The organism is Hymenobacter cellulosilyticus, from assembly GCF_022919215.1.
In the GTDB taxonomy this organism is placed as follows: Bacteria; Bacteroidota; Bacteroidia; order Cytophagales; family Hymenobacteraceae; genus Hymenobacter; species Hymenobacter cellulosilyticus.
Window position 1 is genome coordinate 5120945 of record NZ_CP095046.1, and the last position, 13858, is coordinate 5134802.

General features: G+C 59.0%; 15 protein-coding genes. 6 read left to right on the top strand and 9 right to left on the bottom strand.

Going from position 1 to position 13858, the window contains the following annotated elements:
* Positions 1-50: 50 nt before the first annotated feature.
* From MUN79_RS25165 to MUN79_RS25200, 8 genes are all read right to left on the bottom strand, one after another.
* Positions 51-689, bottom strand: a complete 639-nt coding sequence (locus tag MUN79_RS25165; protein ID WP_244675255.1) for a hypothetical protein — start codon at positions 687-689, stop codon at positions 51-53.
* Positions 686-1369, bottom strand: a complete 684-nt coding sequence (locus tag MUN79_RS25170; RefSeq protein WP_244675256.1) for a TNT domain-containing protein — start codon at positions 1367-1369, stop codon at positions 686-688. The genes MUN79_RS25165 and MUN79_RS25170 overlap by 4 nt, the downstream gene beginning before the upstream one ends.
* Positions 1258-1932: a type VI secretion system tube protein TssD gene (gene tssD, locus MUN79_RS25175; RefSeq protein WP_244675257.1), complete on the bottom strand. Its 675-nt coding sequence runs from the start codon at positions 1930-1932 to the stop codon at positions 1258-1260. The genes MUN79_RS25170 and tssD overlap by 112 nt, the downstream gene beginning before the upstream one ends.
* 129 nt (positions 1933-2061) lie before the next feature.
* Positions 2062-3003, bottom strand: coding sequence for a 1,4-dihydroxy-2-naphthoate polyprenyltransferase (locus tag MUN79_RS25180; protein WP_244675258.1), 942 nt, complete (start codon positions 3001-3003; stop codon positions 2062-2064).
* Between the two features lie 161 nt (positions 3004-3164).
* Positions 3165-3719 (bottom strand): glutathione peroxidase, encoded by a 555-nt coding sequence (locus MUN79_RS25185; RefSeq protein WP_311136592.1) that lies wholly within the window; start codon positions 3717-3719, stop codon positions 3165-3167.
* A gap of 106 nt (positions 3720-3825) precedes the next feature.
* Entirely contained in the window at positions 3826-4407 is a 582-nt protein-coding gene (locus MUN79_RS25190; protein ID WP_244675259.1) for an LOG family protein, read from the bottom strand.
* 71 nt (positions 4408-4478) lie between these two features.
* On the bottom strand, positions 4479-6272 hold the full coding sequence (gene argS / locus MUN79_RS25195) for an arginine--tRNA ligase (protein WP_244675260.1): 1794 nt from the start codon (positions 6270-6272) through the stop codon (positions 4479-4481).
* A 411-nt stretch (positions 6273-6683) separates the two neighbouring features.
* Positions 6684-7589 carry an arginase gene (locus tag MUN79_RS25200; RefSeq protein ID WP_311136593.1) on the bottom strand — a complete coding sequence of 302 codons (906 nt, stop codon included), beginning with the start codon at positions 7587-7589 and terminating at the stop codon, positions 6684-6686.
* A gap of 390 nt (positions 7590-7979) precedes the next feature.
* Between MUN79_RS25200 and MUN79_RS25205 the strand changes: the two genes are divergently transcribed.
* The 3 genes from MUN79_RS25205 to MUN79_RS25215 all read left to right on the top strand — a co-directional run bounded on the left by MUN79_RS25205 (position 7980) and on the right by MUN79_RS25215 (position 9992).
* On the top strand, positions 7980-9380 hold the full coding sequence (locus MUN79_RS25205; RefSeq protein WP_244675261.1) for a type III PLP-dependent enzyme domain-containing protein: 1401 nt from the start codon (positions 7980-7982) through the stop codon (positions 9378-9380).
* Positions 9381-9484: 104 nt separating this feature from the next.
* Positions 9485-9637 carry a hypothetical protein gene (locus MUN79_RS25210; protein WP_167856214.1) on the top strand — a complete coding sequence of 51 codons (153 nt, stop codon included), beginning with the start codon at positions 9485-9487 and terminating at the stop codon, positions 9635-9637.
* Positions 9638-9842: 205 nt separating this feature from the next.
* The gene (locus MUN79_RS25215) at positions 9843-9992 is read left to right on the top strand and encodes a hypothetical protein (protein ID WP_244675262.1); all 150 of its coding nucleotides are present in this window, start codon (positions 9843-9845) and stop codon (positions 9990-9992) included.
* 80 nt (positions 9993-10072) lie between these two features.
* On the opposite strand, the gene MUN79_RS25220 is transcribed toward MUN79_RS25215, so the two are convergent.
* Positions 10073-10609, bottom strand: a complete 537-nt coding sequence (locus tag MUN79_RS25220; RefSeq protein WP_244675263.1) for a D-glycero-alpha-D-manno-heptose-1,7-bisphosphate 7-phosphatase — start codon at positions 10607-10609, stop codon at positions 10073-10075.
* A gap of 181 nt (positions 10610-10790) precedes the next feature.
* On the opposite strand from MUN79_RS25220, the gene hemG reads away from it, so the two are divergent.
* Genes hemG through MUN79_RS25235 form a run of 3 tightly spaced genes read left to right on the top strand, consistent with a single transcriptional unit; the run spans position 10791 to position 13842 of the window.
* A complete protein-coding gene (hemG, locus tag MUN79_RS25225; protein ID WP_244675264.1) occupies positions 10791-12023 on the top strand; it encodes a protoporphyrinogen oxidase in 1233 nt (410 codons plus the stop codon).
* A gap of 18 nt (positions 12024-12041) precedes the next feature.
* Positions 12042-12839 (top strand): polyprenol monophosphomannose synthase, encoded by a 798-nt coding sequence (locus MUN79_RS25230; protein WP_244675265.1) that lies wholly within the window; start codon positions 12042-12044, stop codon positions 12837-12839.
* Between the two features lie 40 nt (positions 12840-12879).
* On the top strand, positions 12880-13842 hold the full coding sequence (locus tag MUN79_RS25235; RefSeq protein WP_244675266.1) for a TerC family protein: 963 nt from the start codon (positions 12880-12882) through the stop codon (positions 13840-13842).
* Positions 13843-13858 lie beyond the last annotated feature (16 nt).

Sequence of the window (13858 nt, forward strand, 5' to 3'; positions counted from 1 at the left end):
GGTCGAAGAGTAAGGGCACCGGCGGTAGGGCCAAAGTGCCAGCTAGTAGGTTAGTAGAGCGGCAGATGATAGGCAGCTTCCAAAGCTTGGCGGATCAGACGCAAAAAACGCTCTTCGTCGAGCCGCACCTGCACAATTTCGTAGAGGTTGACAAAGGAAGCTCCTTCCACGCGGCGCTCATTCACGGCATAGCGCTGGGCGTACAGCGCCAGGTATTGCTCCCCTCTGGCAGTGTAGTAGTGCAGGTTCGGCGTGCCATCGAATCCGCCCAGGCCCGAGCGAGTAGCCGGCAGCTGCACGAGGTACTCGTGGGGCCTGATCCTGCCGGCTACCGGCTGCTTGGCAGGTTCCAACCGCAGGAATAACGCCGCTATACTATTCAGCAGCGCTTTATTGGCGAAGCCGCGGGTGCTTAGGCACAGCCGTTGCGGGTAGCGCGTATCCCGAAACAGCTTCTGCTGCCAGTTCCACTCGACCAACTGCCCTGTCGTGGGAGAAGTATGGGAAACCACCCACTTGTTGCCCATGTAGAACTGGGTGGGCAGCACATGCGGGGTAACGGTGGTTTTGCGCTGCCAGCCTAGTTCCCGCAGCTCCTCGTCGGGCTCAACCAGCACGGTGACCGAGTCTACCACTCCTACCCGCTCAATGAAAAGCGTTTCCGTCGGTATAAGCGTGCCCTGCGTCATTTCAGCTTTTTCGCCCGGTTGTTCGGCAATACCTTATACTCGCCGCTGGGCGACGATTTAAGGTCAACCTTTATGAATCGTTGGTCTTGCATCTGCTTCCATTCCTGGTAGCGCCACGTATCGTCCTTGAAGAGCAGCCGCATCTGCGTGCCGCCGCCCGGCTGCCCGTACCAGGGTATTACTTCGGCCAACTCCCCTTCCACCAGGTCGACTGGTATATCATTCAGCACCTCCGCAGTGTAGGCCAAGGGGTACTTATCCTCGGCCCGGTCCAGGGCCCGCGACTCAAACGACTGCGGTACGGATGGCGTGCCAGCCTTGCCCATCGGCGACATAAAGGTGCCGACAAACGTTACGTCGAACTCGTCGCCGGCCTCCAGGGGCACCTTATTGGTAGGATCAGCCGGGTCCGGCTTCTTATCCACCACCACGCCCTGGTACCGGTCGAATGTGTCGCCTTTTTTCAGCTGCACCATCTGCCGCTGATACCCGCCATTTGCCGGGGGCCAGTGCCCGTTCAACGGTTTGGACTGACCATCGGCCGGGTCCACGTAGTAGCTGCTGCACACTAAATCTTCCACAGCTTTCCAGTGCGGAGCCGAGGGCTTGCCGGGCGCGGAAGCAGCGGAAGCAGCGTTGAACAGCCCGTAAATCTGCTCGATGACCTCCGGCGGCTGCATGTGCTCGGCTCCCCGATGGTTTTGGCAAACTCACTGAGGGTGTACTCGGCTACAAAGGCCTTGGCCGCAGCGGCCGGAGAGGAAACAGCCGCAGCAGCCGCCAGCGCCAGTGACGGCACCGCCGCCAGGCTTGGCATTTTAGCGGCACCGAGAGCAGCCGCCAGTGCCGGCGCGGCGGGCCCACCCGAGAGCAGCTCAAACTCGGGCGCGGTGATGGTCAGTTGGCACGTGTAGGCTCCTTCTTCACCCGCCGCGGCGTGAAACACCTCCTCGTAGTGCACGCACTGGCCGGCGGCAAACTGGATGGTTTCGCGCGGCAAGCGGGCCTGGGAGTCGTCGTAGAACACGACCTGACCGGCCAAGGGCTTGAAGGGCGTGGCGGCCCAGCTCAGCAGCAGCTCGGCCCCGTCGTCGGGCACGTCGAGCAGCAGCTGCAGGGGTCCTTGCCGCACCCGGGTCGTGACGCGGCCCCGGGCATCGGTGGTTTGCTGGAAGCTGTAGGAGCACTGCAGCATGGGAATAACGACACCCTCCAAATGGAGCTCAGCATAAAAGGAAGCCATAGACAATCGGGAATAAGCTTACAACATAGCGTTGGCAAGATAGAAACTTACGCCTAACCAAGCCCGGCCACGGCGCCAAGGTCTGCTACCTGCCGATTTCAGCCCCGGCCGGGCACCTCGATTTTTAGCTTATCCTAGCACCTGGCCCAGCCCAAACAGCAGGGTGAAAACCAGCGTAGTCAGGGCCATCTGCTTCAGCAGCGGGTCGAGCTGCATCGAATCCTGACGCTGCCACACGGCGCGGGCGTTGCGCAGCAGCAGCGGGGCGGCCAGCAGAAACAGCCACTGCCAGGGCGAATGGTAGGTAAGGGCCACATAGACAATGGCTGCGCCCAGGCCCAGCACCAGCAACAGCCAGTGGTAGCGCCGGGCCCGCACCGGCCCCAGCCGCACCGGAATCGTGATTTTGCCGGCCAGCTCATCGGAGCGAATGTCCCGGATATTGTTCACGTTCAGCACGGCTGTGGCAAAGCAGCCTAGGGCCGCCGCCGGCAGCAGCACGCCAAGCGGCAGCTCCCGGGCCTGCAGATAATACGTGCCGCACACGCCCACCAGCCCGAAAAAGATAAACACCGACAAGTCGCCCAGGCCGGCGTAGCCGTAGGGCTTGGAGCCCGCCGTGTAATTGACGGCCGCCCAGATGGCCGAGAGGCCCAGCACCAGAAACGAGAGAAACACCCACAGACCCGAAAGCCCCAATGCCACCCACAGCAGGCTGATGCCGGCCAGAAACGACAAAACCCCAAACACGACCATGCCCTTTTTCATCTGGGCCGGGGTAATAGCGCCCGACTGCACGGCCCGCTGCGGCCCTTCCCGATGCACGCTGTCGGCCCCGTTCTGAGAGTCGCCGTAGTCGTTGGCCAGGTTGCTCAGAATCTGAAGCAAAATGGTGGTCAGGGCGGCCAGGCCCACTACCGCGCCCCGAAATTGCCCGTGGGCAGCGGCCAGAAAGCCGCCCATCATGATGCTGGCCAGGGCCAGGGGCAGCGTGCGGGGCCGAAAAGCGGAAATCCAGGCTTTGGCCGGACTAGCCGGCGCGGGAGAAGCGGAAGCAGGAATGGTAGACATAGAAAACAACAAAACGTCATGCCAAGCGGGCTGAAGCACCTTCCCAGCCCTAGTAAGCTACTTACTGCGGAAGAGGTGCTTCGGCACGCTTGGCATGACGCTCAGAAAAAAGGCAAAAAATTACTTCAGAATAGCCGCTACCAGCTCGTCGCTCATGGGCTTTACCTTCGAGGGTAAAAGCCTACTACCTGCCCCTGCTCGTCGACCAGGTACTTGCAGAAGTTCCAGTCGGGCGCGTCGCTGATGGCCCCGTTCCGGGACTTGTCGGCCAGGAACTGGTAGAGCGGGGCCGTGTCATCACCCTTTACCGAGACTTTGGCAAACATGGGGAAAGTCACGCCGTAGTTTTTCTCGCAGAAGGTGGCAATCTGCTCATTTGAGCCCGGCTCCTGCCCGCCGAAGTTGTTGGCCGGAAAGCCCAGCACCGTCACCCGGTCGCCGTGCTTCTTGTAGAGCTCCTCCAGCTCCTTGTACTGGGGCGTGTAGCCACACTCCGAAGCCACGTTCACGATAAGCAGCTTTTTGCCCTTGAACTGACTGAGCGGCACACTTTTGCCGTCAATGGTTTGCACGGTAAAGTCGTAGACGGAGCCGCGGGCGGCAGTTTCGGGAGCAGAGCTGGTCATGGAGCCGGAAGGGGTAGATGAAGTGGAGGGAGAAGATAAGCCGCAGGCGCCCAGCAGGGAACCAAGCAGCAGAATACCGACAGTTTTCATAGCAGGAAGAGTAGGGCTGAAAAAAAGCGGGCACGGCTGCGGCACCAGCGTAACTCTCCGGCGCAAAGCAATGTTTCGCGCCAGACAAGGTAGGGCCTTTTAGCGCTTAGGTGCGCTTCTCGGTAAGCCACTTTTCCAGGTCCGTAGGCACGTAGGCCAGCATCTTGTTGAGTAGGCCGGCGGGAGTATCGTCCTGCTGAAGCTGGGCGCGGTTTTCGGGCCGCAGGAAGCCTTCGGTCACCATGTGGTCCAGAAACTGCAGCTGGTGGTTGTAGAAACCCTGCACGTTGAAGACCCCGCTGGGCTTTTTATGCAGCCCCAGCTGGCCCCAGGTCAGAACCTCGAACAGCTCTTCCAGGGTACCAAAGCCGCCGGGCATGGCAATAAAGCCCTCGGCCAGCTCGGCCATCAGCAGCTTCCGCTCGTGCATGCTTTTCACGATGTGCAGCTCCGTCAGGCCCAGGTGAGCCAGCTCCTTATCAGCCAGGAAGTCGGGAATCACGCCGATGCTCTTGCCTCCATTGCGGATAACGCTGTCGGCCACGGCGCCCATCAAACCCACCCGGCCCCCACCGTACACCAGCGTGATGCCCCGCTGGGCCAGCTCCTGCCCCATCAGGTCGGCCTGCTGGCGGTACACTTCATTGAATCCGGGGCTGGCCCCACAGTACACGGCAACGCTTTTCATATCGTCAGTTTTTTGAATCAGGTGAAAATCAAAACGCCCCTCCTTTCGCAAAGAGGGGCGTTTCAGGAGCTTTACATCCGCTCCGGTACCTCAATGCCGAGCAGCTTCATGCTGGCCTTGATGGCGCGGCCCGTCTGGGTTGACAGGGCTACGCGGAAAGCCCGCTTGGCTTCGTCGGGCTCGGCCAGCACCTGTACCTCGGCGTAGAACCGGTTGTAGGCTTTGGCTAGGTCGTAGGCATATTGGGCCACTATGGCGGGTGAAAACGTGCGGGCGGCTTCGGTTACCACGTTAGCGTAGCGGGCCAGCTCCTCTATCATTTCCCGCTCCGACTTTTGCAGGTCGCCAATACTCAGGAAGTCAGCAGTGGAATTAACGCCCATCTGCTCGGCCTTGCGGCGCAACTGGGCAATCCGGGCGTGGGAGTACTGAATGAACGGACCCGTGTGCCCTTCCAGACTCACCGATTCCTCGGGGTTGAAAAGCATCCGCTTCTTGGGGTCGACTTTCAGCAGGTAGTACTTCAGCGCGCCCAGGCCCAGGGTGTGAAACAGCTGAGCCTGCTCGTCTTCGGTCAGGCCCTCGATTTTACCTTTTTCCAGGGTTGCGGCTTTGGCGGCTTCCACCACTTCGCGCACCAGCTCGTCGGCATCGACCACCGTTCCTTCGCGCGACTTCATCTTGCCCGAGGGCAAATCCACCATGCCGTAGCTGAGGTGGTAAATGGCGTCGGCGTAGGGCTTGCCCAGCTTTTTGAGCACGGCCTTGAGCACCTGCATGTGGTAGTTCTGCTCGTCGGCAATGACGTAGACGCTCAGGTCGTAGCCAAAATCCTGGTACTTGAGCTCCGCCGTGCCCAGGTCCTGGGTGATGTAAACCGAGGTGCCGTCGGCACGCAGCAAAAGCTTCTCGTCGAGACCTTCCTCCTTGAGGTCAACCCACACCGAGCCGTCTTCTTTCTTGAAGAACACGCCCTTCTGCAGGCCTTCCTCTACGCGCTCCTTGCCCAGCAGGTAGGTACCCGACTCGTAATAGTATTTGTCGAAATCGACGCCAATGGTGGTGTAGGTTTCGTTGAAGCCCTCGTACACCCAGCCGTTCATCTGCTTCCACAAGTTCACTACGGCTTCGTCATTGGCTTCCCAGGCGCGCAGCATGTCCTGGGCTTCGAGCATCATCGGGGCCTGGCGCTTGGCCACGTCGGCGGCCACACCCTCGGCTTCAAGCTGCTTTACCTGCTCGCGGTAGTGCTTCTCAAACAGCACGTAGTACTTACCAGCCAGATGGTCGCCCTTGATGCCTGCGCTCTGCGGGGTTTCGCCGTGGCCGTACTGCTGGTAGGCCAGCATCGACTTACAGATGTGAATGCCCCGGTCATTGACCAGGTTAGCCTTGGTGACGGTAGCGCCGGTAGCACCCAGAATCCCGGCCACCGAGTAGCCCAGGAAGTTGTTGCGCAAATGGCCCAGGTGCAGGGGCTTGTTCGTATTGGGCGAGGAATACTCCACCACCACGTCCTGGGGGCCGCCGGTACGTACCGGGGCGCCGTCGGGCTGCTGCACCAGGCCCTGAAAGAGGCGCAGCCACTCCTGGTCGGCTACTTCCAGATTCAGGAAGCCCTTTACCACGTTGAAGCCGCTGATGCGGGGTTCGTTGCCGGTCAGCCACTCGCCCAGAGCCTGCCCGATCTGCTCGGGGCCTTTGCCCAGGGTTTTGGTCAGGGAGAAGGTTACGAGGGTGAAAGAGCCGGCAAATTCCTTGCGCGTGGGCTGAATCACGAGCTGGTCGGCCGCAACCGTAACGCTAAAAGCCTGCTGTATAGCCGCGCTCAGCGCCGCTCTGATGTCCTGTTCGAGTTGTTGCACGGGGTGCTTATTAAATAGGAGCTCCGCCAGGGGCTCCGGGAAATGCGGCGGAAAGTTGAATGCGCAAAAGTAGCGGAAGCCAAGTCGGGTTCAAACAAGAACCTGCACACAGCTTTTACCAAAGCAGCAGCCCGTTTCTTAGCTTGCCCAACCGTACTTTCAACCTAAAAGGATGTTGGGTAAACAGCTACTAACAAACTATGACTTTGCTTACCAGTTCGGGTAGACATCCTTCCAAATTACAGCCTACTGGCTACCATTAGGTAAACAATTGACAAAAATCAATCACAAAGTTTACCATTTTTGGTAAACATCATTTAATTTAATAGGCAATTGTTTACCCTGCTGTAGTAGCTTTCAATCTGCTTTTTTCTCTGGTGTAGCCACAGCTTACAGCCCACCCCTCTGCTCCTACCGGCTGGTCACGTCTTCCATGCGCAGGCGCTCCAGAATTGCATCAGTTGAGGCTTCGAGGATATCAAAGGCATTCTTGGCCATGGTATTCTCGTTGTCCAGCGTCGGGTTGATTTCCACCATTTCGAAGCATACTACCCGGTCGTTGTCGAGCAGAGCGCGGCACAGGCTGATGGCTTCGTCCACATTCAGGCCATCCACCACGGGCGTGCCGGTGCCTTTGGAGAAGCGCGAGTCGAGCGAGTCCACGTCGAAGCTGATGTAGACCAGGTCGCAGAAGCGGAGCCGCTCGTAGATTTCGCGGGCCACCTGCCGGGCGCCTTTGGCCTTGAACTCGGGCAGCTTGAAGTTTTTAATACCGAGGCGGTCGATGACGGCATCTTCCTCGTGCTCCGTGTCGCGCACGACCACGTACACCAGATGCTCGGGGCTGACCTTGGGGCCTTCTTCGCCCAGATTTTGCAGGCGACGCCAGAAAAACTCGGTTTCCGGGTCCAGCTCGTTGCGCTGGCACTGCCGGTTGTCCTCGCCCAGAGCCATGGCCAGGGGCATGCCGTGCATGTTGCCCGAGGGCGTGGTGTAGGGCGAGTGGATATCGGCGTGGGCATCAATCCAGACGACGCCCAGCGTCTTGTAGGGATTGGCAGCCTTGATGCCAGCAATGGTGGCGGCGGCGTTGCTGTGGTCGCCGGCCAGCACTACCGGGAATTCGCCGAAGCGGAGCGTTTGCTCCACGTTGTTGGCAATAGCCTTTTGCACCGTATACACCGAGTCGATGTGCTTGGCAAAAGGGAAATGGTTTTTGTCGAACAACACGTGGTTCTGATCCGGCACGGCGACGGCGTTGAAGCGGCGGAAATAGTCAGAACCTTTGTTCAGGCAGGCAATCCGGAGGGCATCCACCCCAGACTGGCCCCACGAGTACCGGCTCCTAGTTCGGAGCGGACTTCGATGAGCTTAATGCGGCGCATATTTACATGGGCAATAAAAGGTAAAAGGGTTAGATGCTTGCCGATTGAGTGGGTGGGAATTCCCCTCAGGCTTGACGCGTACGGACCTTCCGCCGCGACCAACGAACAAAGCACAACCAAAACCCCGCGGGCGGGGTATCTTTGCGGGCACTAAGTTCGACAAAAGCTCGACCAGTTGAAAATCCCCGGTCCGTCAGCTCAGGCAAAGTTTTTTTCACCCGCGGCACTTCGTTACTAACAACGAGCGTTGTGGCGAGTTAATGCCCTTTATCCGGCTCCGTTGACTGTTTCTTAACATCAGTTTCCTCCCTCTCTACTTCGAATGGATACCTACCACGACCTGATTTCCCAAACCTTCGATTTTCCAACCCAGGAGTTTCACGTCGAGCAGAACGAGCTGCGCTTCCACGACATCGACCTGATGGCCCTGGTCGAGAAATACGGCACGCCACTGCGCCTCACCTACCTGCCCAAAATCACCTCCCAGATTCAGCGGGCCAAGGAGTGGTTCCGCGTTGGTATCGAGAAAACCAACTACCAGGGCCAGTATTCCTACGCCTACTGCACCAAGGCTTCCCACTTTAGCTTCGTGGTGGAAGAGGCCCTGAAAAACGGGGTCCATATCGAAACCTCGTCCTGGTTTGATACCAACATCATCCGGGCCATGTACGACAAGGGCCGGGTCACGAAGGATACCTACATCATCTGCAACGGCTTTAAGCCTGAGGCCTACAAGTCGGAAATTACCCGCCTGATCAACGACGGGTTCGTGAACTGCATGCCCATCCTGGACTCGCCCAATGAGGTGGAGTACTACCACGACAACGTGCGCGAGAAGTGCAACCTGGGCATGCGCCTGGCTTCCGACGAGGAGCCCCGCTTCCAGTTTTACACTTCCCGCCTGGGCATCCGCTACGCCGACGCCATTCCGCTCTACGAGCAGAAAATCAAGAACGACCCGCGCTTCGAGCTCACGATGCTGCACTACTTCATCAACACCGGCATCAAGGACACCTCCTACTACTGGTCGGAGCTGAGCCGCTTCGTGCACAAGTACTGCGAGCTGCGCAAGGTGTGCGACACACTCACCACCATCGACATCGGCGGCGGTTTGCCCATTCAGACCTCAATTCAGAAGGAGTACGACTACCCCTACATGATTGAGGAGATTCTGCGCACCATCAAGCGCATCTGCGGCGAGGAAGGCGTGCCGGAGCCCAACATCTTCACCGAGTTCGGCATCTTCACCGTCGGCGAGTCAGGCGCTACCATCTACAGCATCCTGGACGAGAAGCTGCAGAACGACAAGGAGCTCTGGTACATGATTGACGGCTCGTTTATCACCAATCTGCCCGACACCTGGGCCTTGAACCAGCGCTTTATTATGCTGGCCCTGAACGGCTGGGAAAAGAAGTACAAGAAGCTGCAGCTCGGCGGCCTGACCTGCGACTCCCAGGACTACTACAACGCCGAAAAGCACATCTACCAGGTGTTCTTGCCCGAGCGCAAGCCCACCGACGCCAAGCCGCTCTACGTGGGCTTCTTCCACACCGGCGCCTACCAGGAAAGCCTCTCGGGCTACGGTGGTATCAAGCACTGCCTGATTCCGGCCCCGAAAATGGTAATTCTGGACCGCGACGCCGACGGCAACCTCACCGACCGGGTGTTTGCCGAGCAGCAGGAAGGCGAATCAATGATGCGAATTCTGGGCTACCAGAATTAAAATAGCGCTATAATTTCTGGTCCGGATGGTTGAAGGTCCGGGCCAGAAATTGTACTTTTGGTGCTGAACTACTTTCTCTTACAACACATTTGGTTTTTCTTGGGATGAAAAAGCTACTCTTATTGGCCTCCGTGGCCCTCGTTGGTCTGAGCGCGTGCAACAAGACGAAATGCCCCGCTTACAGCAGCACCAAAGCCGCCAACCGCGTTTCCTCGACGATTACGGCCTCGGCCGCTACGCCCGCTGAGCGTCAGTAGTTTTCGGTAGCTTTTCAGCTAGTCCCGGCTATAAAAACGCCGGCTTTCTGCTTAGCAGGAAGCCGGCGTTTTGGTTGGTGCAGGTTCGGTGGCAGCTTTTGAACGAATGAGTACAATTTGAAGGTTACGGAATCGTTAGCTCGTAGTAAACCATTCCCAACCCTTCCATTTGCGCATCTCCCAATTTCGCGAATTGTACTTAAACATGAAAAAACTGTTGATTGTAGCTGTTGGATGCCTCTCCGTCTTCAGCTCCTGCCGCACCAAGTGTCCGGCTTACTCGACCACCAAGCCGGCCACCCAGGTTGCTTCGCCCATTATGGCCAGCACCGAGCAGCAGCCCGAGCGCCAGTAGTTCCTGGTTTCTTCCCCTACGCACAACAGCCGGCCTTTCGCGTGAAAAGCCGGCTGTTGCCGTTTATAACTCTTGTAGGACTAGCTACCCAGAATAATATTTGTTGCGGCGCGCAGGTCTGCCGCGTACAGCTCGGGCCGGACTTCCTCCCCTTCGCCCACCAGAATGCCCCGCACCCCGACTTTAGCCCCCGCCTGCAGGTCGCGGAGCCGGTCGCCCACTATCCAGCTTTGGCCAGGGTCGATCTGAAACCGGGCTATGGCTTTTTCCAGCATCAGCGAATCGGGCTTGCGCATCAATGACTCGCTCTCGCTGGGGTGGGCGCTGGCAAAGTAAAAGGCATCAATAGCGTTATTACAGGCCTGCTGCAGCTTTTGGTGGCAAGCCTGCACCTCCCGGGCCGTGTACAAGCCCTTGGCAATACCGGCCTGGTTGGTTACCACAATCAGACGGTAGCCGGCGGCCTTCAGGCGCGCCAGGCTTTCGGGCACGCCATCAGCAATGACAAATTCGTCGAGCTGCCACACGTAATGGCCGATTTCATGGTTTAAAACGCCGTCCCGGTCCAGGAACACGGCTTTTTCGCGGGCAACGGGCCCGGCTGCTGCTGGCTTCATAGCGCCAAAGCTACGGATTCCGGTCTGAGGGCACCTAACTGCCCGGCGCGGGTTACCTTTACGGCATATCAACGGTAGTGCATAATGCGGATTGCTATTCTTGGGGTGGTATTTCGGGCCTTACCCTGGCCTTTTACCTGCAACGGGCCGGTGTGGCCTACGACTTGTTTGATGCCAGCCCTTGCCCGGTGGCAACATCCGCTCCGAGCACCACGACGGCTACCTGCTCGAAACCGGCCCCAACTCCCTGCAGCTCAGCCCCGAGCTAGAAGAGCTACTTGAGCACCTGGGCCTCACCGACCAGCTGCAGGACACCGCTGCCGTGAGTGCCAACCGCTACGTGCTGCGGGCCGGCAAGTACCAGAAGCTGCCTGGCACCCCGCCCGGCCTGCTGCTGAGCGGCTTTTTCAGTCTGAAGGCCAAATTCAATATTTTGCGGGAGCTGCGCCGCCCGGCCCAGGCCCCCGACGCCACCGAAACGCTGGCCGGGTTTTTCCGCCGCCGCTTCGGCTCCGAAATCGTGGATTATGCCCTTAACCCGTTCATTTCGGGCATCTACGCCGGCGACCCGGAGCAGCTGCTGGTGCACAAGACGTTTCCCAAAATGGTGGAGTTGGAGCAGACTTTCGGCTCGGTGCTCAAAGGCTTGGCCAAGAGCGGTACGCCCGGCACCCGCCGCCGGATCATCTCCCTTCGGGAAGGCCTGGCCGTGCTGCCCAAGACGCTTGCCACCCAGCTGACCAACGTCCACTTTGGGGCCGCTGTAACCAAGCTGACGCGTACGGCTACGGGTCAGTACACCCTCGAAACGAGCTGTAAGCAGGATTTAGCGCCCTACGATGCCCTGGTGCTGGCCCTGCCGACCTACGCCGCCGCTCCGCTGCTGCAGCCCTTGTTTCCGGCCGCCGCCGCCGCGCTGGAAGCCGTGTACCACCCCCCGATGACGGCCGTGTACACTGCGTACCGCCGGGCCGACGTTACCCACCCGCTCGATGGTTTTGGGGCCCTGCACCCCAAAGTGGAGCAGCCCTACGCCGCCGGCAGCATCTGGACCAGCTCCATTTATCCCAATCGGGTGCCAGACGGACACGTTTTGTTTACCACGTTTGTTGGAGGTACGCAGTATGAGGCCCAGGCCCGGCAACCGGCCGAGCAGCAGCTCCAGCAGGTGCATGCCGAGCTGAGCCGCTTCTACGCCATCCGGGCAGTGCAACCCCTGTGGCAATACCGGTACTCTTGGGAGCGGGCCATTCCGCAGTTCGACCACCGCATTGTGGCAGCGCACGCGGCAGCCGATGCGCTGGTGGCGGAGGGCATACACAGCACGGCCAACTGGCGGGCCGGCGTGGGCGTGCCAGACTGCATTCGTCACGCCCGGGCTTTAGCGGAAAAAATTGCGCAGGGCGCAAACTGAATCTTTTATCTTTGACCAATGAATGACGGGCTCGTCCTGATACCAACCTATAATGAGCGGGAAAACGCGGAGTTGATTATCCGCAAAGTGTTTTCCCTGCCCAAAGGCTTCGACGTGCTCATTATCGACGATGGTTCGCCCGACGGTACCGCCGAGGTGGTGCGCGGCCTGCAGCAGGAATTTCCCGACCGTTTGTTTTTGGAAGAGCGCAGCGGCAAACTGGGCCTGGGCACGGCGTACATTCACGGCTTCCGCTGGGCCCTGGCGCGCAACTACCAGTACGTGTTTGAGATGGATGCTGACTTCTCGCACAACCCCGACGATTTGATCCGCCTCTACGAGGCCTGCGCCACCGACGGCTACGACCTAGCTATTGGCTCCCGCTACATTCAGGGCGTAAACGTGGTAAACTGGCCCATGGACCGGGTACTCATGTCGTGGTTTGCCTCGGCTTACGTGCGCCTGATTACCGGCATGCCCATTGCCGACGCCACGGCCGGCTTTAAGTGCTACACGGCCCGGGTGCTGCGCACCATTCCGCTGGACCGCATCCGCTTTGTGGGCTATGCCTTCCAGATTGAGATGAAGTGGCTGGCCTACAAGTACGGCTTCCGCATCAAGGAAGTACCGATTATCTTCACCGACCGCACCCGCGGCACGTCCAAAATGACCAAGGGAATTTTCCAGGAGGCCTTGTTTGGAGTGGTGCAAATGAAGCTCAGCAGCCTGTTCCGCACGTTTGAGCGGAACCCGGCCGCTGCCTCGGAGCCAACTGTTTCGGTTCCAGCCGCAACCTCGGCCCGCGAAACCCGGTAAGCCTAGCATAGGCGGTACAACGGCCGCGTATGCTAAGCTTATGGAAAACTCACTCCCGTTCTGGGTTGGCTTCAATGCCTTTGTGCTCCTGATGCTGATGCTGGACTTGCTGGTGTTTAACCGCAAGGCGCACGTGGTCCGCATCCGGGAGGCGCTGGCCTGGAGTGCCTTCTGGGTAGCGCTTTCCCTGGCCTTTAATTACCTGGTGTACCGCACCATGGGCCAGCAGGCCGGCCTCGAATTTCTTACCGGCTACCTGATTGAGAAGTCGCTGAGCGTTGACAACCTGTTCGTCTTCCTGCTGATCTTTACCTACTTCAAGGTGCCGCAGGAGTACCAGCACCGCATCCTGTTCTGGGGCGTCATTGGGGCCTTGGTGCTACGGGCCATATTTATTCTGGCTGGGGCGGCGTTGCTGGCCAAATTTCACTTCCTGATGTACGTGCTGGGTGCCTTCCTGGTGTATACCGGGATTCGTATGGCCCTGAGCGCCGGGGAGCCCGAAATAAACCCCGACGATAACCCGGTAGTCAAGTTCCTAAGCCGCCATCTGCCTATTACGAGCAAGATGGAAGGCGGCAAGTTTTTCGTCCGCAAGGAGCGGCTGCTGTTTGCCACTCCCCTCTTTGTAGTGCTGGTCATGGTCGAAACCACCGACGTGGTCTTTGCCGCCGACTCCATCCCGGCCATCCTGGCCATTTCGCGCGACACGTTCATTGTCTATACATCCAACGTGTTTGCTCTGCTGGGGCTGCGGGCTTTGTATTTCGCCTTGGCGGGCCTGATGCAGCTGTTTCACTACCTGCACTACGGCCTCTCGCTTATCCTGGTCTTTATCGGGGGCAAACTGCTCGTTGCCGAATACTACGAGCTGCCAATGACGATTTCCCTGGGCGTGGTGGGCGTACTGCTGCTGGGCTCGGTAGTTTTGTCCCTGCTCTTTCCCAAAAAAGACAGCCCGCTTATTCCCCCCGGCCCCGTGGATAGCAGCACCAAGGAGTAGAAATGTTTGCCTTTGG